Raw genomic sequence first — 24,377 nt, 5'->3', positions numbered from 1 at the left:
TAATCAGGATGATGGCGCGGTCTGTTCCGCCGCGCCTGCGCTGTTATCCGGCTTCACTTCTTCCGGGCTAGCCGGAGCCGCTGGCGGTTCCGGTAGCTTCATCACTTTGTCCCAGCCTTCCTGCAGCATCTTCACGTTGGTCTCGGCTTCACCCTGCGGCTGAATCAGCACCATGGTCAGCTCCTGCGACAGTTGCTGACGCAGCTCCTGATTCAACTGATCACGCGTCATCTCGCCGAGGAACGTCTGACGCAGCTTTTGATACTGCTCAGGCGCAATGTCCACTACCGAATTTTGCTGCGAGCGCAGACGCTGGCCCATCAGAATATCGGTGTCGGTGCGGGCGTAAGTGGCAAACAGCTTATTGAGCTCCAGCAGCTTCTGCGCCATCAGCGCATCAAACTCCTCCTGCGGTAACCCTTTGTCGCGCACCGCCGCCAGCTCTTTCGCCACCTGATTCATATTCTGCGGCAAAGAGGCGTTCGGGCTGTCCATGTTGATCGAGCACTGCGCGCGCTGATAGAGCACACGGCAATCGAAACCAACCTGCACGCTTTGCGCTTTGCTGTCAGCCAGCGCGCGCTGCACATGCCAGAACAGCGCTTCACGCGCTAAATCGCTCTGCCAGTAGCGCTGCAAATTCTGCGAATCGCGAATCGGTTGCCATGCGGTGTCCCACACCAGCGACAGGCGATCCTGACTCATGCCGCCATTCACCAGATTCACCGGCTGATGCGGCAGCGGTGACAGCGTTGGCAGTGCGGCAGGCGCTACACGCTTGCCTTTCAGCGGCGCGAAGGCTTTGTTGATCTGCTCCGCCATGCTACGGCTATCGACATTTCCCACCACGTACAGCGTCATGCCGTCTGGCGTGTACCACTGCTGATAGAAGCTGTTGAGCTGGGCGATATCCACCGGCGCGCGCGGTTGCTCGCCCGGATCGTGCGCCAGCATCGCCGAGCCTTTCAGGCGATAGCGCCACCACACATCCTGGGTATTGGCGGGCCAGGTGGCAATCGGATCGGTGGCCGTTAACGCAGTAGCCACCACCTGCTCATTAATCGTCATTTTCCCGGCGGTCGCCGCCAGCCAGCTGAGCGCTTCTTTCAGCAGATCAGGGCGGTTATTCGGCAAGCTCAGGTTGTATTGGGTGTAATCGTACGACGAGATGGCGGGCGGCAGCGGACGTTGCGGATCCATGGCTTGCTGCCACAGCGCGCGCTGCTGATTGGTGTCCAGCGTGGCGTTATGCACCATCGCTAAACGCGGTAAAAGATGGCTATAGCCAGTTTGTTGCGCACTCTCCACCAGCGAACCGGTGTTAACAATCAGGCGCAGCTCAATACGATCGCTTGGACGTTGTGGTGTGGTCAGCAGCTGCCAGCTAAAACCATTGTCCAGTTTGCCTTCCTGCCAGGCGGGATCGGGTTGGAGCGTCTCGGCGTGCACGCCAAAACCGGACGCTGCCAGTAGCAATCCGCCAACCAAAAGCCGAATTCTGGTGCCCTGCATGTGAACCCCTACTCAAACAGATCAACGCTCGTTAGCGCGGCATGTTCGGCCACATCTGGGGTGACCGGTGCGGCATTTTGCCGCCACGTTTATTTAATAACAGACTCTTTGACCACGAGAAGGTCAGGATGTCGCGCAACGAGGCAAAAAATCGGGAAAAAAATCAATGGGGTTTATTATGCAAATGCCCGCTGTCAGGGCAAGCGACAGCGGGCATTTCTCGGCAAATTAACGCAAATAGCAGGTTATGCGGCGGTTTCTGGTGCGTTATTCACCTTTTTCCCTGAAGAAAGCGTCGCATTCAGTTGTTTCTCATCCAGTTGACCGACCCACTTCGCCACCACGATGGTCGCTACGCCGTTACCCACCAGATTGGTCAGCGCACGCGCTTCGGACATAAAGCGGTCGATACCGAGAATCAGCGCCAGACCAGCCACCGGCAAGTGTCCCACCGCAGACAAGGTCGCCGCCAGCACGATAAAGCCACTGCCGGTTACGCCCGCTGCGCCTTTTGAGGAGAGCAGCAGCACCACTAACAGCGTGATTTGGTGGAACACATCCATATGCGCGTTGGTCGCCTGCGCGATAAACACCGCCGCCATGGTGAGGTAAATCGAGGTGCCATCCAGGTTGAAGGAGTAGCCGGTTGGAATCACCAGGCCCACCACCGATTTCTTACAACCCAGCTTCTCCATCTTATCCAGCATGCGCGGCAGCGCCGATTCAGATGAGGATGTACCGAGCACAATCAGCAGCTCTTCTTTGATGTAGGCGACAAATTTAAAGATGTTGAAGCCGGCGAAGCGTGCAATCAGCCCCAACACCACCACCACGAACAGCACGCAGGTGATATAGAAGCAGATGATCAGTTGACCCAACTGCACCAGCGAGCCGACGCCATATTTACCGATGGTAAAGGCCATCGCCCCGAAGGCACCGATTGGCGCGAGACGCATAATCATGTTGATGACGCCGAAGATCACTTTCGAGAAGCTCTCAATGACGTTGAACATCACCGTGCCAGCGCTGCCGAGGCGATGCAGAGCGAAGCCGAACAGAATAGCGAACAGCAGCACTTGCAGAATGTTGCCGCTGGCGAAGGCACCAATCACGCTATTCGGGATCACATCCAGCAGGAAGGCGACCACACCTTGCTGCTCTGCCTGCTGCGCGTAAACCGCGACTGCTTTGGCATCCAGCGTGGCCGGATCAACGTTCATGCCCGCGCCTGGCTGCACCACGTTAACCACCACCAAACCGATGATCAGCGCGATGGTGCTGACCACTTCAAAGTACAGCAGCGCCACTGCGCCCGTACGTCCAACGGCTTTCATGCTCTCCATGCCGGCAATACCGGTCACCACCGTACAGAAAATCACGGGGGCGATGATCATCTTGATCAACTTAACGAAACCATCGCCAAGCGGCTTCATTTGCGCGCCTAACTCAGGATAGAAGTGGCCCAACAGGACGCCGATGCCGATGGCAACCAGTACCTGAAAATAGAGGCTTTTTAAGATTTTCATAACAGGTGTCCAGTAAGACGGTTCGCACCGCCATTGTTGTGGAGAACGCATGCGGCAAGCCGCCAGAAGCGTAAAACCTTACCGATGGCGAGGAAAATAACACCCTGTTAACAAGATTAATATCCCCTACTATTCCTTACAAAAGTTACAAAACTCTAACTATGAACTGAAACGCTTCAGCACAGCGCTTCGCTACAATTTTGTAAGTAAAATCAATAACCAAGGTGATTATTCAGGGAGTTGCGGGCTATTAAGCCAGCGTTGATTAAAGACGTGGAGCGGCAGCGCTTCAGCGTATAAGTAGCCTTGCCCTATAGTAATTCCGCGCGCCAGCAGCCAGTCGCGCTGCTCGGCGGTTTCCACACCTTCGGCGATGACGTCGAGGTGAATGATGTCGGCAATCGCCGCCACGATGCGCACCATGGTGTCGTCATCCGGCAGCGCGGCGACGAAGCTGCGATCCATTTTCAGCTTATTCACCGGCAGCGCTTTGAACTGATGCAGATAGTTGAGGTTGGAGTAGCCCATACCGAAATCGTCGAGCGCCACTGCCACGCCGGTTTGCTGCAGTAAGCGCAGCAGCGCAATCGCCTGCTCGGCATCGCCAATCTGCGCGGTTTCGGTGATTTCCAGTACGAAGTTGCCCGGCGCAATGCGATGGCGCTCCAGCAAGCCCTGCAAATGGCTGACCATGCTGGCATCACGCAGCTGCACCGCCGAGATATTGACGCTGAGCGGGATATTAATGCCCTGTTTCTGCCAGCCGGCCAGAATGCGGCAAGCTTCTTCAAACACCCAGCGGCCAATGGCCGAAATCACGCCAATCTCTTCGGCGCTGGCAATAAACTCTTCTGACAATCCGTAGCTGCCATCCGGCATGCGCATGCGCAGCAGCGCTTCGGCACCAGCCAGTTCGCCGGTTTCCATATTGATTTGCGGCTGCAGATAGAGGGCAAACTGCTCGTCTTGTAAACCTTGCAAGATGTCGTGCTCCTGCGTTAAACGCTTTTGCGCCCGCTCGGTGAGCGCCGGGTCGAAGAACAGAATCTGATTTTTGCCCTGATGGCGCGCCGACATCATCGCCGAGGTAGCGCGATCAAGCTGTTCGCTGGCCGAAATGCTGTTCTCTTCGTGCAGCGCCAGACCAATGCTGGCATTCGGACGCAGCTGCAGCTGTTGCAGGTTCACCGGCTGATTGATGCGAATCATTAGGTTGCGCGCTAAACGCATGGCGCGGAACGGATTGTGCGCGCGCTTCATCAGCAAGGCAAAGTCGCTGGGGCCGGTTTGCGCCAGCAGCGAGTGATCGTCGACGGTGCTGCGAATCTTCTCCACCAGCGTCAGCATCAACGTATCGCGCTGCTCATCGCTCAACACGCCGTTGGCTTCCTGCAGCGTTTCAATGCGAATCACCATCAAGCCCCACGCCTGACGATTGTGGCGATGGCTCATGTGCTGTTCGAGTAGCGCAAGGAACAGCGCGCGATTGGGCAGATCCGTCACGGCGAAATGGGTAGTCATGCGGCTCATTTCGTCGTGAATCGACTCCAGCACCTGCTGATTGCGGTTGTAGCTGCGGATCAGCATGCCGATTTCATCATCACGATGATTATGCGGCAGCTTCATTTTGTGGGTCAGAATCGCCTGCGGCGGCAGCTCCTGCAAATCACGCGAAATGTCGCGCAGCGGATGCACAATCAAGCGATTGATACACCAGCTGATGGCGATCGAGAGGATCAGCGCCAGCAGCAGATAGGTGGTGATCATGGTCGACAAGGTGCTGAGCAGGAACTGATAAACGCGCGAGGAGTCGGCCTGCAACACCAAATAGGCAATCGGCTTCGGCAAGCCCGATCGCTCGACCGAATAGAGCGGCAGCGTGATTTGCACCGGCAGTTCAAACAGGCGTGCGACCCAGCGTGGCACCGGTTTTTCCGGTGCGAAATCGGCATGCAGCGCCTGGAAGGCATTCGGCAACACCACATCGGCGCGCGATAAAATACCGGCCGGTTTTAGCGTATTGAGAATACGTTCCGCTTGCGGAATATCGGCTTTGAGTACTGCTTCGGAGAGCGGCTGACGCACGGTGTGCGCCACATTTTCCATTTGCTGGGCGTAGTCAATCCTGCGCTGCTGCACAAAGTGAAAGAGCTGGATGACAATAAAGATGCAGATGGTCACCATCGCCACAGCGGAAACCGTCGCCATCTGCTTTATCGTTAGAGAACGACTGACGCGCAACAAAACTTCTCCAGGCCACATAGGCGTGTAATGAGATGAAATTCGCAGCGAGTATATCCCAAGTCACGCGTTTTTTTCGCCGGGATAAAGGCGAAAAATAGGCAAGTTGGGTTATTTATGAAGTGATTCGGAATTATGCAGGTTTTGGCGTGAGTAAATGCATGCCAGGTCGCCATAAATGGCGCCCCTACGATATAAATTCTGTAGGGTCGCCATTTATGGCGACCTGGTTCATCCTCGTTCCGGATTACTGCGGATACGGCACCCAATCGCCGCCGTTCAGGCGGATCCACGGTTTGCCCTGATACATCATCACCACCGCATTATCGTTCTCCGATACCACCGGCGTCTGCGGCAGATTATCGGTCAGTACCGACATATTGACGTTCGGCGCGTTAAACACCTGACCATCCACCACGCGTGAGACGATTTCCGAAATCGCCATCAGGCTGGTTGGCGTCTCCACGCTGAGCGGCTGGCCTTGATGCGGTGCTTTCATGCCGACAAACTTAATGCCGACCGGCACATGGGTGATATCCGGACTTGGGATGTCACGCAATCCTGACATCTGCATCTTGTCACCCTGCAGCGCCGCGCCGTGTTCCGGCACCACCAGCACCATCACGCGACGCCCCGATTTCTCCAGATTAGTCAGGAAAGCATCGAGCTGATCAAACAGCACTTTGGCGCGCGGCTGCCAGTCGGCGCTGCGCGTGCTGCCGAGCTCGCGCGTACCGTCGTGCAGCGGAATCAGGTTATAGAAGGTAGCGGAGCGCGCATCGCTGCTCTTGGTGCGATCGTCGAGCCAGCGCTGCATCAGCTGCGCATCATTAAATACCGGCGAGCCATCAAACGACGTCACTTCCGGCGCGATGCCCGCCTGCGACATCAACGGCGCCTGCAGATTGCCCTCTTCACGCAGCTCTTTGAGATAGTTACCAAACACGCCGGTGTGATCCATCATCAACTGCTGTTTAAAGCCCAGCTTGGCCAGATTATCAAACAGGTAGCAGCGCTGATCGGTGGCTTTGTACAGATCGCTGTGCGAGCTCTGGCCGCAGCTGGCACGCAGCAGACGAATTCCCGCCGGGCCGCTGTAACCGGTGGCGGAGTTGTAGTTGTTGAGCAGAATATCGAAGTGCTGCCACAGCGGATGATTGCGCAGCTGCGCGACATTCAAATCCGACCACGACAGCGAACAGATGTTGATCACCAGAATATCGAACGGCTGCGAATCGGCAGGCAATGCGTCCGGGAAGTGCGTTGAACGCTGGCGCTCGGCGTCGTAAAAACGGTTAAGCCACGCGGTAAGATTGGCGCTGGTTGGCGGCGCGGATTGATCGAGGCCATCTGGCGCTTTCGCCGCAGGCGTATCGTTGAGCTTCACCGTCGGCGTAGCGGCGCTGCTCGGCAGTAAATTCATTGCCGGCCCGGCGATCGTCAGCACGTTGAGCCAGATCAGCATCAGCGACACCAGCACGGTGACGCGAATCCACTGCGCGACAAACAGATACAGCACCAGCAGCACAAAGGCCGCGCCAATCATCTCCCAGTTGATAAAGCGATCGGCAAGGTCGAGCAGATAGCTGGGCGAGAAGCCCGCCAGCTGACTGCCCTGGCTCATGATCGAGTTGAGTCCCGGCAGCCAGGTATCGTGCCAGAACAGCGTAATGCCAATTGGCAGCGAAATCCACTGACGCAGACGATGCAGCCGCGCGCTCGGCAGCGGGAACAGCAGCCACGCCAGAAACACCAGATTACTCAGCGCGTGGAAATTGAGGTAGCCATACCACAGCAGCGCAAATTTGATCAGGAAGTAAAAGTTCCAGCCACCGAGGCCGCGCCACCACGAACCGTGCATCGTGAATCTGTTATTCATGTTTATCCGTTTTATTGGTTTTGCGTTGCCACTGCCCTTCTGATTTCAATGCGCGCGTCGGCAGCAAACGTAGCAGCGGATTGGTGCCGCTGCGCGTGAGCCCGCGCCCAAACAGTGATCTCAGGAACAGTAAAATCAGTAACAGCAGGATCGCCACCTGCACCCAATCCATCAGTGTCATTGGTGGCTTACTCCGTCGAGGTTGAGGGTAATCGGCTGCGGCGTTTGTGCTCCGCGCTCAGGCACGTCGGCCTGCGTAGCGACTGGCACAGCGGCCAGCGGCGCGGCTTGTCTGTCGCGCTGTACCACCGATGTCAGCTGACGAATCTTGTCCGCCTCCGACACGATCTGATTATCTTCAAACCAGACGATGCGATTGCTAAACAGCTCGTCATGCGGCAAGGAGAAGATTGATTTAAGCGCGATATCCAAGTCGTTGAAGCGGCACGAAGAGAGGAACAGATAGATGCGGTCGTTCACCAGCGTCACCAAATCACCGAAGCGGCGCGGTTTGCACAGCGTCAGAATCTGTTCGGGTTTCAGCTGCGGCACCGCACGCAGCGCCACCAGCAAACCTTTGTCATTTTCCGGCAGCAACGTGTTGGCCATTAGCTGCTGCACCGCCGCGCAAAACGCGTCCAGCGGTAAATAGCCTTTCTGCTGCAATGGTTGCAGCGCCTGCATCAGGGCGTTGAGATTGGCAGGCACATGGCGCGAGAACTGTTGCCCCTGAATCCCCTCCAGCGTGGTAAGAAAACGCGACAGGCTGGCCGCCGTTGGTACGATGGCATTCACCCCGCAGGCCAGCAGCAAACGCTCATCACTGTAGCGCAGCGTGGTACTGATTTCGCGCACCACAATCTTAAGCGCGCTACCGCGTGAACGGCGCAGACTATGGACCATGGTTGCTAAAGAATTAATGTCTTGGTTATGGACCAGGCTAAAGATGACGGTTGCCGCATTTGCCTGCTGGGCACGCGAGAACACGCTTTCATTGTCACTAAATAATTGCCACTGCACAGAAAGTGGCGGTGCGCCTTCCAGCACACCTTCTTGCGCAAGGAATTGGTTTTCATCATTGCGGCTTAATGGAATATTTTGTTCTGCATCATTTTCGGCAATAAATTGATTATCACCGCAACTCAAACGGATAGCACGATCGGCCAGTAATTTATCTGCCGCATACCACCAGTTAATTCGATATTGCCAACTGTCCTGCTGAAAATCTAAATGCGCGAGACCATCAAGCTGGCGAAAATAACCTTGCAGATGATTACGTAAGTGAATTATTGACGCGCCGGAGGTGATCATTAACAGCGTGATTTGTTTTTTTGTTATCAATCGACGCATGCGCTTAAGCCAAATGGTCAACTCATCGGGCGATAATTTTCCCCACAACGCGGCATTACTATAAAAAATCACCAGTCCGCTGCGACTATTCAGCACGCGGGAAAAATCACTCTCCAGCTGCTGTAAGCTACTTTTATTCGCCGGCAGTGAAAATAACGGCATACGCGCCGGACCGCCGGTGGGATCGGGCGTCAGCAGCGCCTGCGGTTTCTCGTCTGCACTGATCAGCGTAGCCGCCTTTTGCTGGCTAACCACCTGACGTAAAAGCATTCTTGCATCTTCCTGACGCTGGCTGGTAATCCAGTAAAACCCTGGATTCTGCAGAGTATTTAATTCCTGCTGAATCTGCTGCAGGCCAAGCGCATAATGATTTTTCATATTTTATTCGCGATCGATAAAATCGAGGCTAGTTTAATCCACACAGCCACAATTGGAACCGGTGAAATAAAAAAATAGCCTATTAATGCAAATCACATTGATCTGTGGATAGCATTTGTCTTTACTTCAGGTTTAAACTTTACAAAAAATAGAAGCACAATTCATCCGTTGTCGATTTTTTGGTGGCAAAAAAATAATGAAAACAGAGAATGCATTTTCGCTAAATGCTGCTAGCAGCGAAGAGCACGATGACATTACCGCTTTGAGTGATTCCTTTTCTCTCAAGGCATTTCGTTACATTGATATTGCCCGCGAAGCGCGACTTAATACCATTATGACGCGCTGGCCATTGCTGCGTGAAATAAGCGCGGCACAGGAGTCAGAACGTTAATGCCTGTTATTGCATTACAAGGATTGCGTGGCGGCTGTGGCGCCAGTTCGCTGAGCGCCGCGCTCGGCTGGGCGTTTAACGCGCTGCAGCAATCGGTACTGGTTATCGACTTTTCCCCGGTAAATCAACTGGCTGCCCACTTCAATTTGCCGCTCACCCACACTCAGGGTTGGGCATCTGCGCTGCTCGAACAGCAAGCTTGGCAGCAGTGCGCACAGCGCTATCAAGCGGGACTGGATTTTCTGCCGTTTGGCGCACTCACGCCGCAACAGAGCGCCAACATCAGCAATATCAACTCAGAATTTGCCGCACCGCTGCTAAATGCGTTACCGGCCCTGAAATCACACTACGACTGGATTATTTTCGACATCCCAGCGGATCTGTTGCCGTGGCAGCGATCTTTGGTTGCCGCAGCCGATCGTTTGCTGCAGGTGCTGACGCTGGATGCCAACTGCCAGTTGCGTCTGCATCACGCGCGTTTTCCTGCGCACACGCTGTTCCTGATCAACCAGTTCAACGCCAACAGCCAACTGCAGCAGGATTTGCATCAGCTGTGGATCAGCTCGCTGAAAAACCTGATTCCACAGGTCATTCACCGCGATGAAGCGCTGGCGGAAGCGCTGATGATGAAACAACCGGTGGGCGAATATCGGCCGCATGCGCTGGCCAGTGAAGAGATCAACACGCTGGCCAACTGGCTGCTGCTTAATGTGGCGGGAGGCGTGGCGTGAATCCATTACGCTGGCTGCTGATGCCGCAAGCGTGGCAGGCACTGCAACGCCGCGCACAGCTGGCGCATCAGCATGGCGCGGGCCGCTTCACCATCGCACTGCATCTGATGTGGTGCGTGCTGGCGTGGTCGCTGTTGCGGCTGGAAACACCCGGCTGGCAGCGCATCCTGCAACATCGTCAGCGTTACTATCCGCAAATTTCGCCGCTGCGTCCGCGACCGCTTGACCCGCTGCGCTATGCACTGCAAAGCCTGTGGCTGATGCTGGTATTGCCGCTCGACAAGCGCACGCGTAAAAGTTTCAGCGTCAAGCCGCTGTTCCGCTGGCGCGAACGGCTGTATCAATGGCTCGGCGCGCTGCCAGCACGGCTGGAACACAACCGTTTTGCCCAGCGCAGCGAACAACGTATTCAGGCGCTGCCCGCGTGGTTGCGTCAGCTGCTGTTTATCGTGGCGGCTGTTGTTGCCAGCCTGCTGGCGCTGCTGTGCATTTCGCAGCCCTTCGGCATCACCACGCAGTTTGTCTTCGTGCTGCTGTTATGGGGATTAGCGATGCTGGTGCGGCGCGTGCCGGGGCGCTTGTCTACTATCATGTTGATCGTGTTATCGCTGACGATTTCCTGCCGTTATCTGTGGTGGCGCTATACCGAAACCCTCAACTGGGACGATCCGCTCAGCCTGACGTTTGGTCTGCTGCTGATTGGTGCCGAAACCTATGCGTGGGCGGTATTGGTGCTGGGTTATTTCCAGACGCTGTGGCCGCTCAATCGTCAGCCGGTCTCGATGCCGCCGGAAATTACCTCGTGGCCGAGCGTCGATATTCTGGTGCCGACCTACAACGAACCGCTCAGCGTGGTGAAACCGACCATCTACGCGGCGATGGGCATCGACTGGCCGCAGGACAAACTGAATATCTACCTGCTGGATGATGGCACGCGCGAAGAGTTCCGCGAATTTGCCGCCAGCGTCGGCGTCAATTACGTGGTGCGCCCTACTCACGAACATGCCAAAGCGGGCAACATCAACCATGCGTTGAAAGCGGTGTGCCGCAGCGAGTATGTGGCGATTTTTGACTGCGACCATGTGCCGACGCGCTCGTTTCTGCAGCTGACCATGGGCTGGTTCCTGAAAGATCATCGGCTGGCGATGCTGCAAACGCCGCACCACTTCTTCTCGCCCGATCCGTTCGAACGTAACCTCGGCCGCTTCCGCCAGACGCCTAACGAAGGTTCGCTGTTCTACGGTTTGGTGCAGGATGGCAACGATACCTGGGATGCAGCGTTCTTCTGCGGCTCCTGCGCCGTATTGCGCCGTACCGCGCTGGATCAGATCGGCGGCATTGCGGTAGAAACCGTCACCGAAGATGCACACACCTCGCTGCGCCTGCATCGTCAGGGTTACACCTCGGCGTATATCCGTATTCCACAGGCTGCCGGTTTGGCCACCGAGAGTTTGTCCGCGCATATTGGCCAGCGTATCCGCTGGGCGCGCGGCATGGTCCAGATTTTCCGCCTCGATAACCCGCTGTTTGGCAAAGGGTTAAAGCTGGTGCAGCGCCTGTGTTACGCCAACGCCATGCTGCACTTTCTCGCCGGGATTCCGCGCCTGATCTTCCTGCTGGCACCGCTGGCGTTTCTACTGTTCCACGCCTACATCATTTACGCGCCCGCGCTGGCGATCGCCATCTACGTGCTGCCGCACATGCTGCACACCAGTTTGACCAACTCGCGCATTCAGGGCCGCTGGCGTCACTCGTTCTGGAGCGAAGTGTATGAAACCGTGCTGGCGTGGTACATCGCGCGACCAACCACGGTGGCGCTGTTCAATCCGCATAAAGGCAAGTTCAATGTTACCGCCAAAGGCGGTTTGGTGGCCGAGCGTCATCTCGACTGGGTGATTACCAAGCCGTACATGATGCTGGTGCTGCTGAATATCGCCGGTATCGGTATGGCCTTCTGGCGCATGGCGTACGGTCCGGCCAACGAAATGCTCACCATTTGGGTCAGCCTGGTGTGGGTGATCTACAACATGATTATTCTCGGCGGCGCGGTGGCGGTTTCGGTTGAAGCGCGCCAAATCCGCGAAGCGCATCGTGTGGAAATCGCCATGCCCGCCGCCATCGCGCGTGAGGATGGGCACATGGTGCCGTGCACATTGCGCGACTATTCCGACGGCGGCGTGGGCGTTGAGCTGCGTGAAGCCGATGCGCTGAAAGAGGACGAAACCGTGTCGCTGCTGCTGCGCCGTGGTCAGCAAGAGTTCAGCTTCCCGTGTCAGGTGCAACGCGTGTTTGGCCGTCGCGCCGGCATTCGTTTGCATCAACTCAGCACGCGTCAACACATTGAATTTATTCAATGCACTTTCGCCCGCGCCGATACCTGGGCGCTGTGGCAGGACGGCTTCCCGGAAGACAAACCGGTGCAAAGTCTGGCCGACATTATGGTGCTGGGTTTTAAAGGCTATCTGCGTCTGGCCGAGTATGGCCCTGCACCACTGCGCCGTTTATTCCGTGGGCTCACCGCATTGGTGAGCTGGCTGGCGACACTGCTACCGCAGCGTATTGACCGCCAGCCCGCGACGATCAAAACCGATTTTACTTAAGTTGATGATATGACCATGACGAAAAAACTGAGTTGGTTCACCGCCCTGATGCTGGGCTGCGTAGCTGTGGTGCAGGCCGCGCCACAGACCTCTGGCGCAATCAATGCGCCGCAGCCGTTACCGGAGGTGAACGCGCTGGTCGATGCCAACGCGCCGCTGCGTGACAGCCAGCTGGTGTTTAATCAGGTCGCACCGCCGCCCGGCAGCATGACGCTGCGCGGTACCGAACCGAGCAGCCAGATTGAGTTTGGCGTGCGCAGCGATGAAGTGGTGACGCGCGCGCTGCTGAATCTGAGCTATCGTCCGTCGCCAGCGCTGATTCCCACGCTGTCGCAGCTAAAGGTCTATCTCAACGATGAATTGGTAGGTTTGGTGACCGTCACCGCCGATCAGCTTGGCAAAGAGAATCAAACGCAGATCCCTATCGATCCGCGCTTTATCAGCGACTTCAACCGAGTGCGCCTCGAACTGGTTGGTCACTACGCCAACGTGTGTGAAAACCCGGCCAACAGCACTATCTGGCTGGATATCGGCAAAGCCAGCAAACTCGATTTAACGCTGCAAAAGCTGCCGTTAAAGAACGATCTGTCGCATTTCCCGGAGCCGTTCTTTGATACGCGCGACAGCCGTCCGCTGCAGCTGCCGATGGTCTTCAACGCCCAGCCGAATCTGCTGCAACAGCGTGCGGCCGGGATTCTGGCTTCATGGTTTGGCAGCAAAGCGCAGTGGCGCGGACAATCTTTCCCGGTGCTGTATAACCAGTTGCCCAAAGAGCAGCATGCGGTGGTGTTTGCCACCAACGATCATCGTCCCGACTTCCTGAAAGACCTGCCGCCGGTGGGGAAACCGACGGTGGAGATGGTGAATCAGCCGGACAATCCGTACGAGAAGATGCTGCTGATTCTGGGTCGCGACGATCAGGATCTGTTAACTGCGGTGGAGGGAATCTCGCAAGGTCAGCTGCTGCTGCGCGGCGATACCTCAACCATCGACAGCGTAAAATTGCTGGCCGCGCGCCAGGCGTACGATGCACCGAACTGGGTGCGCACCGATCGCCGTACCACCTTTGCCGAGCTGACGCAGTATCAAAATCAGCTGCAGGGCGATGGCTTACAGCCGAATCCGATTAGCCTGACGCTGAATCTGCCACCGGATCTGTTCCTGGTCCGCGCACGCGGTATCGATATGGATCTGCGTTATCGCTACACCTCGCCGATTCAGCAGGATGGATCGCGCCTGGCGGTGCATCTCAACAACCAGTTCATGCAGGATTATCCGCTGACGCAGAAAGATACCGCCGGTCAGCAGCTGATGCGCATCCCGCTGATGCAGGGTTTGCAGGACAGTAATCGCCAGTTGACCATTCCAGCGCTGCGCCTCGGCGTGGTGAATCAGCTGCGCTTTAACTTTGATTACGCCAACACATTTATTGGTGGCACCGCCGATGGCCGCTGCGAAACCGTCACCGCCGTCGGACATCACGTGGTGATTGACGATACCTCAAGCATCGATTTCTCCGGCTATCGCCATTACATCGAAATGCCGTCGCTGGGTGCGTTCGCCAACGCCGGTTTCCCGTATAGCCGTTTCGCCGATCTGGCGCAAACGCTGGTGCTGGTGCAGCCTAAACCGAGCAATGACGAAGTCAGCACGCTGCTCAATGCGCTCGGCAGCATCGGCGCACAAACCGGTTATCCAGCGCTGCGCGTGCAGATGAGCGATGACTGGAGCAAAGCGAAATCAGCGGATGCGGATATGTTGATGATCGGCGGCATTCCGCAGGATCTGCAGGACGATACTAAGATTCCGCTGCTGGCCGATGCCGCACGCAGCTGGATCAGCATGCCCGCACGCGCCAATGCGGCGGCCAACGTGCCGATTTCTGACAGTGAACGCGCCGTGGAAAGCCAAACCACCATCAGCTCACGCGGACCGATGGGCGCGATTGTTGGCTTCCAGTCACCGTTCAACGATCAACGCAGCGTCGTGGCGCTGCTGGCCGACAGCCCACGCGGCTGGGAATTGCTGAATAACGCGCTGCTCGACAGCGGCAAACGCGCGGCGGTGTTCGGCTCCGCCACGGTGATCCGTGAATCGGGCGTTAACAGCATTCGCGTCGGCGAAACCTATTACGTTGGTCACCTGCCGTGGTGGGAACGTCTGTGGAATCTGCTGGCAACGCATCCGGTGTGGCTGGCGATTTGTGCGGTTGTGGTGGTGATTCTGTTTGCGCTGATGGCGTGGCGTTTAATGCGCATGGTAAGCCGTCGCCGTCTGGCCGAGCTGGATGACGATGAATAAACTGCAACTTGGATTGCTGATTGGCAGCACGCTCGGGGTATTAGCCGGTTCGGCTGCCGCCCCGATCGGTCCACAGGTTTCGCCGGTCGAGTGGCTGCTGATGCAGATTCGCACCGGTGAATCGACCAACAAACTCGATCTGGTCCAGCAATCGCTTTATCGGCTGGAAAAAATCGACCCTGATAATCCGCAGGTGCTGGCGGCGCAAATCCGCATGGCGCTGCGTCAGGGCGATCAGGCCAAAGCGCAAAAACTGCTGGATGAACTGAAGCGCGTGGCACCGAATGCCGCCGCCACGCGCGAATCGGAAGCCGGATTGCGTCTGGTGACCGCAGAAGGTCGTCAGCAGCTGCAGCAGGCGCGCTTGCTGGCCACCGCCGGACACGTCGCCGAAGCCAAAGCCGCGTGGGACGCGCTGTTCCACGGTGTATTCCCCGATGTGAATACCGAGCTGGAGTATTGGCGGTTGGTGGCGCGTTTACCCGGCCAGCAGCCGCAAGCGTATCAACAGTTGCAGGCGCTGGAGCAGCGCTATCCCGGCAACATCGGCGTTGAGCTGCAGCTGGCGCGCATGGCGTTTGATAACAATCAGCCAGGCGAAGCCTTTACGCAGCTGCGTCGTCTCGCCAACCGCAACGGTGGACGCGATGCCGCTTCCGAGCTGTGGTTGCAGCAGATCCAGAATCAGCCGGTGAGCGAACGTAGCGTCGCCAGCCTGCAGCAATATCTGCAAACCTTCACCGAAGGCGATGCCCAGCAGCGCGGTCAGCAAGAGCTGGCGCGTCAGCAAAAACTGCTCGCCGATCCCGCGTATCGCCAGCGCATGCGTGGTTTGGCGCTGGTGGATGCCGGTGGCGGCGCAAATGCGATTGCCGCGCTCAATGCCGCGTTAAAAGCCAACCCTAATGATGCCGAACTGATGGGCGCGATGGGCCAGGCGCAGGCGCGGGCCAACAATCGCGCCGCCGCCATTAGCTGGCTGGAGAAAGCGATTCAGGCCGGCCAGGCCAGCACGCAGATCGGCAAGTGGCAGTCGCTGCTGCAAACCAACCGTTACTGGCTGGCGATCAATAACGGTGATGCGGCGCTGAAAAAAGGCGACATCGCAACAGCGGAACGTTATTACCGCAGCGCGCAGGCGCTGGATAATCGCGATAGCTGGGCGCTGATTGGGCTGGGTGATGCGGCGCTGGCGCGTAAAAACGCTGCGCAGGCAGAAACTTATTGGCAGCAGGCGCTGCGGCTGGATCGCAGCAATAGTACGGCGAAAAGTCGTCTGCTACAGCTGCGTACCGATGCGCTGATGGCCGAAGCCGATACGCTGGCGCAGCAAGGCCAATGGCATCAGGCGGCGGAAAAATATCGCCAGGCAGCGCAGGCGAATCCTGATGATATCTGGCTGGCCTATCGACTGGCTGGCGCGCTGCGCAACGGCGGCGAAGAAACGCAGGGTGCGCAAGTGATGGACGCGATGATGCGCCAGCATCCTCAGGAACCCGCCGCGCTGTATGCCTCGGCGCTCTGGCTAGCTTCCGGCGACCGCGATGACGCGGCGCTGGCGACCTTGCATCGCTTGCCCACTTCGCGCTGGGACAGCAACATGCATGAGCTGGCCGATCGTCTCGAGCAGGACAAAGTGTTTACCCGCGCCAGTGATTTACGCACGCGCGGCGATGAAACGGCGGCGATTGCGCTGCTGAAACAGCAACCCGCATCCATTCGCCGCGATATCACGCTGGCCGATTGGGCGCTGGAGCGCGGCGATGCCCGCAGCGCGCTGGCGAGCTATCAAAAGGTGCTGCAGCAAGACAGTAAAAACGGCGATGCGGCGCTGGGTCGCATCGAAGCCTTGATCGCGTTGAAACGCCCTGCGGAAGCGCAACGCGCGTTAAAAACCTTGCCGCCGAGCGTAGCGCAGCAAAACGTCAACAGCGGGCGACGCGTGGCGCTCGCCTGGCAAAACAGTGGCGATGCAGTTCGTGCCCAACAGATGTTTGCTGAGCTGAAAACCCGCGCGACGAAACTCGCACCGTCGCAGGAAAAAGCGCTGGTGTATCGCGATGCAGCGCGGCTGGAAACGCAGTTGCAACAGCCCACACAAGCGCAGCAGGATTATCAGCTGGCGATGGCCGCAAGCGGCATCAGCCAGGATGTGCCACAGGATAACGATCGCTATACGGCGTTAACCCGCAATCAGGCGCAGGATGACTGGCTGAAACGCAGCATCCGCAGCGACGCCGCCGATCTTTATCGCCAGCAGGACACCACGTTCACGCTGGAGCAGGATTACTCGCGCAACAAAGGCAACGGCGGCACCTCCGATTTCACCGCCCATACCACCATGATGCAGGCGGAAACGCCGCTGGCCGATGGCCGCAGCTTTGTGCGTGTCGATCACGTGTTGGTTTCAGCCGGCACCTTCTCCACCACCAACGGCAGCCACAGCGAGCAGTTCGGCAGCTGTAACGATGACAATTCTGGCGGATGCAGCCACGACTTTAACCAGCGCGATGAAGGCACCGCGCTGGGCGTGGGCTGGCATAACGATATATGGTCGGCTGATGTCGGCACTACGCCGCTGGGCTTCGAGACCAGCAACTGGGTCGGCGGCGTCAGCTGGAAAGCCGACGTCAAAGACATTGGCCTGACGTTCACCGCATCACGCCGGCCGATCTCCAGCTCGCTGCTGGCGTACGCAGGCGCACGCGATCCCTCGGCGAACGGCGGCAAAACCTGGGGCGGCGTGGTGGCAACCGGCGGCTCGCTCGGACTGAGTTACGATCAGGGCGGCGCGCATGGCGTGTGGGGCGATATCAGTGCGCATCAACTCAGCGGCGATAACGTCGCGGATAATAGCCGCGAACGCCTGATGGCGGGCTATTACTATAAGCTGATTAATGAAGACAATCGCCGCGCCACCGTTGGCCTGAACAGTATGCTGTGGCATTACCAGAAGGATCTCAGCGACTACACCTTCGGCCAGGGTGGCTATTACAGCCCGCAGCAATATTTCTCGCTGTCGGTGCCGCTGACCTATCGCCAACGCACGGAAAATTGGTCGTTTGATCTCGGCGGCTCGGTTTCCTGGTCACAATCGCATACCGATGGACAGCAGCGCTATCCGGTCAATCCGGGCTTTACGCTGGCGTCCAATCCCACCTCAGACAGCAGCTCGGGTACCGGTTTTGGCTACACGCTGCAGGCGCTGGTGGAGCGACGCATTACGCCGCATTGGTCGGTGGGATTGGCGATGGATATTCAGCAGGCGAAGGACTACACCCCAAGCCACGGTTTGATTTTCATGCGCTACTCCATGTCCGGCTGGAACGGCGATATGGATATGCCACCACAACCGCTGACGCCGTATGCGGATTTTAAATAGCGGCCGCCCGGCCGCTACTTGCTTTCTAATTCGCGCAGCATTGCCGCGCGCAAAATAGCGTTCAACCGCGTCTGGTAACCTTTACCCGGCGCTTTCAGCCACTCAAGCACATCTGCGTCAATTCTCACCGAAGCCTGCGTTTTAATCGGGCGATAAAACCGCCCGCTGGAAGCACTGCTCCAGAAACGTTCATTTAACGGGGCGATTTCACCGCAATCAATCTCGCTATCAGGCTTTTGACTCAGCGCTTCCAGTTCAGATTGAAGGCTGTCCGTAAGCGGCGGTAATTCGCTGCGTTTAAACCTAACCTTGCTCATAGCGCCTCCTCTCATTGCGCGTGGCAGGACGTGCACTAATGATGCGAATAATCTCAGTGCCCTGCTCAAAACGAACCGTGTGGGCCACCAAAATAATGATGTGCCCCATAACATTACCTATTGATTGCCAGCGATATTCACCATTCTCACAACGATCCTGGCTAGACAGATGAAAAGGATCATCAAACACTCGCACGGCAACTTCGAAGCGGATGCCATGCTTGCGGCGATTAGACTCCGCTTTGCTGAAGTCCCACTCAAATTCCAGTTCCGTTTGCATTTTACCATACACTTTTGTCTATACATTTTAGCATGACAAATTTGCATGTGTGTTAGTGCTGTCACTTTGATCGCGTTCAAGGAATCAAAGATAAGCAGCGATATGAAATGAGATTCAGACAAGGCTGGAAAAAACGGCTGGTCGCCATAAATGGCGACCACGCGGATGAGTTGCAAGTTTTGTAGGGTCGCCATTTATGGCGACCTGGTCAAAGGCAAGACTTACCTCTTTTCCTGATACGCCATCCAGGTCAGCAGTTGCAGGCTGGCGGAGAAGTAGTTTTGATCCGGCGCTAAACGGTCATTGAGGTAACCGGTTTGATTCAGCGTCAAATCGCGGATCGCTAACAACCCCCCTTCCATGTTGTACGCCGCTGGCGTGTTGCCCAACACATCATACCAGGCTGGCGTAGTCATGCGCGCCGAGCCTTGCCAGACGCGCTGGAACGGCACCAGACGCAGGCTTTGTGGATCGTACCACCAGATATTCAGCGGAATACGGATCGCGTCATAGCTGAAACGGTTGGAATAGCCGACTGCCGGTGCCACTGAACCATCGGCATTCAGCGCCACCCAATCGAGCGGCAGGCCGGTTTTACCGAAGTGCATATCACCCAGCAAATCCATGCCGTCATCAATCAGCTCATTCCAGATGCGCAGATGGCTGTGTTCAGCAAACTCGCGCCAGGCCTCAAACAGGAAATAGGAGGGATTGAGCACCACATAGCTGGTTTTGTTGAAACCCTGTGCGCCCGGCAGCATCACTTTGTGTCCGCCGTAGCTGATCACATTCAGCTTCACGATCGCACGCTGAATGCGGTCGGAGGCCTGCTGGTAATCGCCGCCCCACTTCTGCGCCGCACGCTGTAGCGCCCAGGCAATCAGTACATCACCATCCGACGCGTTGTTTTTGTCGGCAATCGGATTGGCAGCGCCAGGCGTGTAGCGCCAGTAGAACAGATCGTTTTGCGGATTGCGCAGATGAGTGCGCGTCCACTGCCACAGCAGATCGAAGGTGGTGCGATCGTCATGCGCCACCGCCAGCAACATGCCGTAGCCCTGACCTTCGGTATGGCTGACATTGTTATTCGCCGTATCGCTGATACGGCCATCGCTGCCCATAAAACGGCTTTTGTAGGTACTCCAGCCATCTGCGGCTGCCTGCGCGCTAAAAAACATCACCATGAAACACAGCATCCATTGACGCCAGAACCGCATCACTCTCATTACAGCTTCCTATTGATATCGATAGTGCAGCGTGCCGCCGTCGTTGTTCTCAAGCGTCACCGGTACCGCCGCGCTGCCGCCTTGTGCCTGCAGCCACTGCGCATACACGCCTGCCAGCACTGCGCTCAGCGCCAGCTGCCAGCGTTCAACACCGACGTTGCTGTCGCCCTGCGGCAGCGCGTGGTGCTGAATCAGAATGGCATTCTCCTGCGGCTGTAACTGCACAAAGCCCCAGTTAAAGCGCGCCAGCTGCAAATTCATTTCACGCTCCAGATCCTGCACGGTGCGCGCATCAGGTAAAGGATAGCGCGTTGCCAGCGATACGCCGACACCGTTGAGAAAGCCTTCCGCTTCCTCGCCCGCGTTGTCCAGCATGCTCTCAATCATCGCGCTCACCAGATCAAACCAGCCCGGCTGATGCGGATGGCTGACGCGTGCGGTTACTTGCTCACTCATTAGTAATCTCCGAACATGTAACGGAAGTACAGATTGGCTGTGCTTTCGTTGTAATCGCCAAAGGTGTCGTAGCCTAGCTGACCGCCCACGGTGACATCTTTGTTGATCTTATAATCCGCACCGGCATGCAGGTTGTAGCCAATGCCGTTTTTGCTCTCGCCGCTGTAGAACGCATCCTTCACGTAGCCTTGGTCGGCCAGACTTTGCAGTTGTGCCTGCAACGACGGGTTATTCGGGAAGTAGGCGCTCTTATCCTGGCTGTAGGATTGATAACCCACCGAACCGCCGACGTTCACTTTCAGATCGTCAAACTTGCGGCTGAACTCGATAGGGAACGACACCGACGCATAGTTCTGCGGGCTGAAGTAACCGCCCTGACCGTAGCTGAAGTAGCTGAGGTTTTTCGAGTAATCCATCCACGACAAACTCATGCCGACTTTCAGCTCGCGATCGTCGAGGTGATACGGACGCACATACGCGCCTGCAGTCGCCTGCACGCTGTTGTTGCTCGCCACGTTTTCGCCGATGTAGCTGTACGCGCCGCCGCCGACGTAGAAACCGGCATCGCCGTTATCGTAACTCAGCAAGGCGTTACCGCCGTTTTTGGTCACGCGGCCCCAGCGTTTACCGCTGGTTTTGTCTTCGACACCGACATACGACAACAGGCTGTCGGTCATCGCGCGGCGTTCACCGGTGAGGATCAGCGTCAGGAAGTCGGTCAGCTTCGGCGACCACTGCACGCCACCCACCAGCGTACTCAAGTCTTGACCGAGCGGCGTGCTGCCAAGGTCAATCTTGTAGCTGTCGCCCTTCAGCGCCATGTTCAGCTCCACGCCGGTCGCGGATTGCGAATCGGTAGAGGAGTTTGGCACGTCGTCAATCTTCGCATCACCCGATGCCACCACTTGTCCCTGCACCAGCGAGTTGGTGCCGAAACGACGCCATGCGTCGCCACCGGCGCTGCCTGCGGTGAGGGAAATCGGCGTCATGGTGAAGTCGAAGCGCGCATCGCCAAACGGCACGGTGGAGAAAGTCAGTGGCGCTTTGGCTTCAGTGAGTTTGCTCAAGCCTGATTCGCCATCACGACCGCGCACCTGCATTTGACCTTGCACCCAGGTGCCGGTTTTCTCTTGCAGATCGTCCATCATGCTGTCGATTTGATGCAGCGTCTGGCTTTGCTGAATCGCCGGTGTGTTGCTCGCCAGCGTCACGCCTTCGGCGCTGCTGGTGGCCGCTGGAGCCGACTGCCACGGCATCACCGCGCCATAGCTGGACGGCGAACGGCCCACCGGCGAGGTGCCGCGATTGATAAACGGATTGTCGGCCAGCGCCAAACCACCGACGCTTGGCACGCTGCCGGTTTCTGCGCCTTGCAGACCAATCAGCTGACCGCGCGCGGTGCGCAGATAGCTCATCGCCTGGCTGTGTTCGCCGTTGGCTTCGGCCACGCGGGCTAACAGCAGCAAGCGGTCTGGCGACTGCTCATTGCGCAGGCCGCGCGTTAAGGTATTGGCTTTATTAACGTCATTCTGCGCCAGCGCCACGTTGATGGCGCCGGTGCGCGCGTCTTGCGTCGCGGTATCCTGCGTCATCAGGTAGTCGTACACCACGCCCGCTTCTTTGTTCATCTTGCCGGACTGATAGAGTCGCGCCATGGCGAACATCAGATCGCGGTTCTGCGGATCGTGCTGCAGCGCGCCCACCAGCTTGTCGTAAGCAGCGGCGTACTGTTTCTGCTCACGCAGACGATCCACTTCGTTGATCACGTAGCCGTTGCGGATGCCCGCCAGCTGAGTTGGCGTGCTGCGTGCCTGCAGTTCCGGGCTGCTGAGGAAGCTCTGCGCTTCGGTGTTCAGACCGGCCTGATTCAGCACCGCCACCTGCGCGGCGTAATCACCGGCGTTGCCCTGAATGCCGCGCTGCATGTTGCTGCGCACCACGGAGACGGCAGTGGTGAGATCGCCCGCTTTCGCCAGCTTCTGTGCCAAATTACCGGCATCAACCGGATTGGCTGGCGGCGTCGATGCCAGCGCACGCAAGGTGTTGGCCGCTGCCGCGTTCGAGCCCTGCGCCAGATATTGATCGGCGGTGGCCATCTGCAGGTTAAAGTTGACGCGCTGCGCCAGCTCGCGCATATCGCTGTTCTTGCTGCTATTAGGTATGCGCGACAGCAACAAACTCGCCTGCTGCCAGGCGCTGCTTTCGCTGGCGTTTAACGCACCCGCGTAGAGTTCTGTCGTGCTGGCACCGCTGCGCATGGTCGGCTGCATGATATTTGCTGCCATCATGTTATCGCCCTGCGCGCGGTAGATACGCGCCAGATCGAGACGCAGCCATCCGTCGTTGGGATAGCGCTGAATACCCGAGGTCAAGGTGGCGATAGCGGCGCTGTTGTTGCCCGCCGCCACTTCACGCTTGGCCTGCGCACGAATCGGATCGGTGCTGCTGCCGCGCGGTGCCACGCTTTGACGCACGCTGTCGGGCAGCGATGCCAGCAAGGTGTTGGCTTCTGCGCCACGGTTCTGCTGACGCAGCACGTAGAACAGGCCTTCTTTGGCATTGCGGTTATTGGCATCGCTTTGCAGGATGGAACGATAGGTTTGCTCCGCCTGATCGAGCTGATTGCTGCGACGCTGCACATCGGCGCGGAACAGTTTAGCAGAGACGCCTTTCTCACCGTCGGCCTGCGCCAGCGGTTCGCTCAGCGCCAACGCCTGCGCGCTATCACCGTTTTTCAGCGCCTGCTGCGCGGTGGCCAGCTGCGCGTAGAAACGTGCATCAGCGGCCTGCTTCTGGCGCGTGTCGCTCTGATCGCCACCCAACTGCGCCGCGCGCGTCAGGTAATCCGCCGCTTCGGCATAACGTCCGGCACGCTGGGCAACATAGCCCATCCCGGCCAGCGCATCCGCATCTTGCGGGTTGGCTTGCAGCACTTTCTCAAAGTTGTTCTGCGCGTTGCTGACGTCGCCGCTGTTCAGCGCGGTAAAGCCCGCACCTTTCTCCGCGCCGCCGACGTTTTTACGGTAGTAATCCAGCACCGCGTTATCTTGTGGATGGCGCTGCTGCCAGGTTTGGTACAGCGACGCATCGGAAGCCTGCGGACCAAGCCACAACAGCGCCTGACGCAGCGAACGGTCAGCTTCTTTGTTGCCGTCTGCCAGGCTGCCAAGCACATCGATACCCTGACGACGCGTCGATTCCTGATAAGTCAGGGCTTTACCCAGCGCCAATTTGGCACCGGTATCCTGCGGATGATCGGCGGAGAACTGACGCAGCGCTTCCACCGCCTGCGGCAGCAGCGAACGATCGCCCGCCATCGTCAGATAATATTCGGCGGCTACGCTCGGCGGCGGCTCGTTGCCGCTGAAGGTGTTACGCCAGGTTTGCAGCGACGCCGCGATATTGCCGCTGCGTGCCTGCTGGCGCGCCAGCTGCAGCTGCGCCTGCGGAATGGTTTGCAGCTGGCGCGCGTTATCCAGCTCGGTGAGATGCGGATCGTTCGGCGAGGCCGCGCTCAGGCGCGCACGCCACTGCGCCGCTTCCGCCGTGCCGCCACTCTGCTGCGAATAGAGCGCCAGTAGATAGAGCGCCTGCGTGTTGTTCGGCTCAACCATCAGCACTTTCTGCAGCGAGGCTTTCGCCAAATCGTCATGCGCTTTCTGGTGCCAGTACGCCGCCTGATCGAACAGCGCCTGTAACGCAGGATTAGTGCTCTCCGCCGCCAGCAGCGGCTGAGAGAGCGTCAGTGCCCCACCCAGAATCAGGGCATGACGAATACCGGCACTTAACAGATGTTTTTTCATTGTT

General features: G+C 57.7%; 16 protein-coding genes. 5 read left to right on the top strand and 11 right to left on the bottom strand.

From position 1 onward, the window contains the following. Positions 1-3: 3 nt before the first annotated feature. The 6 genes from FHW71_RS20545 to bcsE all read right to left on the bottom strand — a co-directional run bounded on the left by FHW71_RS20545 (position 4) and on the right by bcsE (position 8,886). Positions 4-1,512 (bottom strand): pitrilysin family protein, encoded by a 1,509-nt coding sequence (locus tag FHW71_RS20545; protein WP_179452841.1) that lies wholly within the window; start codon positions 1,510-1,512, stop codon positions 4-6. A gap of 245 nt (positions 1,513-1,757) precedes the next feature. Further along, a complete protein-coding gene (locus FHW71_RS20540; protein WP_008105722.1) occupies positions 1,758-3,038 on the bottom strand; it encodes a dicarboxylate/amino acid:cation symporter in 1,281 nt (426 codons plus the stop codon). A gap of 228 nt (positions 3,039-3,266) precedes the next feature. Beyond that, the gene (gene hmsP / locus FHW71_RS20535) at positions 3,267-5,279 is read right to left on the bottom strand and encodes a biofilm formation regulator HmsP (RefSeq protein ID WP_175501727.1); all 2,013 of its coding nucleotides are present in this window, start codon (positions 5,277-5,279) and stop codon (positions 3,267-3,269) included. 247 nt (positions 5,280-5,526) lie between these two features. Continuing rightward, the gene (bcsG, locus tag FHW71_RS20530) at positions 5,527-7,158 is read right to left on the bottom strand and encodes a cellulose biosynthesis protein BcsG (protein WP_179452842.1); all 1,632 of its coding nucleotides are present in this window, start codon (positions 7,156-7,158) and stop codon (positions 5,527-5,529) included. Then, a complete protein-coding gene (locus tag FHW71_RS20525; protein WP_008105667.1) occupies positions 7,151-7,339 on the bottom strand; it encodes a cellulose biosynthesis protein BcsF in 189 nt (62 codons plus the stop codon). Before FHW71_RS20525 ends, bcsG begins: the two co-directional genes overlap by 8 nt. After that, positions 7,336-8,886: a cellulose biosynthesis protein BcsE gene (gene bcsE / locus FHW71_RS20520; RefSeq protein ID WP_179452843.1), complete on the bottom strand. Its 1,551-nt coding sequence runs from the start codon at positions 8,884-8,886 to the stop codon at positions 7,336-7,338. The genes FHW71_RS20525 and bcsE overlap by 4 nt, the downstream gene beginning before the upstream one ends. A gap of 196 nt (positions 8,887-9,082) precedes the next feature. Here bcsE and bcsR point away from each other — a divergent pair, with 196 nt between their 5' ends. From bcsR to bcsC, 5 genes are read left to right on the top strand one after another with little or no spacing between them, the layout of a single operon-like run. Further along, positions 9,083-9,277, top strand: a complete 195-nt coding sequence (gene bcsR / locus FHW71_RS20515; RefSeq protein WP_179452844.1) for a cellulose biosynthesis protein BcsR — start codon at positions 9,083-9,085, stop codon at positions 9,275-9,277. Continuing rightward, the gene (bcsQ, locus tag FHW71_RS20510; protein ID WP_179452845.1) at positions 9,277-10,008 is read left to right on the top strand and encodes a cellulose biosynthesis protein BcsQ; all 732 of its coding nucleotides are present in this window, start codon (positions 9,277-9,279) and stop codon (positions 10,006-10,008) included. Before bcsR ends, bcsQ begins: the two co-directional genes overlap by 1 nt. Next, complete coding sequence (bcsA, locus tag FHW71_RS20505) at positions 10,005-12,608, top strand: UDP-forming cellulose synthase catalytic subunit (protein ID WP_179452846.1); 2,604 nt, start codon at positions 10,005-10,007, stop codon at positions 12,606-12,608. Before bcsQ ends, bcsA begins: the two co-directional genes overlap by 4 nt. A 15-nt stretch (positions 12,609-12,623) precedes the next feature. Then, entirely contained in the window at positions 12,624-14,909 is a 2,286-nt protein-coding gene (bcsB, locus tag FHW71_RS20500; RefSeq protein ID WP_179452847.1) for a cellulose biosynthesis cyclic di-GMP-binding regulatory protein BcsB, read from the top strand. Further along, the gene (bcsC, locus tag FHW71_RS20495; protein WP_179452848.1) at positions 14,902-18,291 is read left to right on the top strand and encodes a cellulose synthase complex outer membrane protein BcsC; all 3,390 of its coding nucleotides are present in this window, start codon (positions 14,902-14,904) and stop codon (positions 18,289-18,291) included. Before bcsB ends, bcsC begins: the two co-directional genes overlap by 8 nt. Positions 18,292-18,305: 14 nt before the next feature. Here bcsC and FHW71_RS20490 read toward each other — a convergent pair whose 3' ends face one another. The 5 genes from FHW71_RS20490 to FHW71_RS20470 form a co-directional block, all read right to left on the bottom strand. Then, positions 18,306-18,608, bottom strand: a complete 303-nt coding sequence (locus tag FHW71_RS20490; RefSeq protein ID WP_179452849.1) for a BrnA antitoxin family protein — start codon at positions 18,606-18,608, stop codon at positions 18,306-18,308. After that, a complete protein-coding gene (locus tag FHW71_RS20485; RefSeq protein ID WP_179452850.1) occupies positions 18,595-18,888 on the bottom strand; it encodes a BrnT family toxin in 294 nt (97 codons plus the stop codon). Before FHW71_RS20485 ends, FHW71_RS20490 begins: the two co-directional genes overlap by 14 nt. A gap of 221 nt (positions 18,889-19,109) precedes the next feature. Next, complete coding sequence (locus FHW71_RS20480; RefSeq protein WP_179452851.1) at positions 19,110-20,114, bottom strand: glycosyl hydrolase family 8; 1,005 nt, start codon at positions 20,112-20,114, stop codon at positions 19,110-19,112. Positions 20,115-20,123: 9 nt separating this feature from the next. Further along, positions 20,124-20,570 carry a cellulose biosynthesis protein BcsD gene (bcsD, locus tag FHW71_RS20475; RefSeq protein WP_008104594.1) on the bottom strand — a complete coding sequence of 149 codons (447 nt, stop codon included), beginning with the start codon at positions 20,568-20,570 and terminating at the stop codon, positions 20,124-20,126. Continuing rightward, on the bottom strand, positions 20,570-24,373 hold the full coding sequence (locus FHW71_RS20470; protein WP_179452852.1) for a cellulose biosynthesis protein BcsC: 3,804 nt from the start codon (positions 24,371-24,373) through the stop codon (positions 20,570-20,572). Before FHW71_RS20470 ends, bcsD begins: the two co-directional genes overlap by 1 nt. Between the last annotated feature and the right edge of the window lie 4 nt (positions 24,374-24,377).

It is taken from the genome of Enterobacter sp. Sphag1F (genome assembly GCF_014193275.1).
Taxonomy (GTDB): domain Bacteria; phylum Pseudomonadota; class Gammaproteobacteria; order Enterobacterales; family Enterobacteriaceae; genus Pantoea; species Pantoea symbiotica.
Note: the sequence above shows the minus strand (reverse complement) of the source record. Positions and strands in the feature narration are given on the sequence as shown.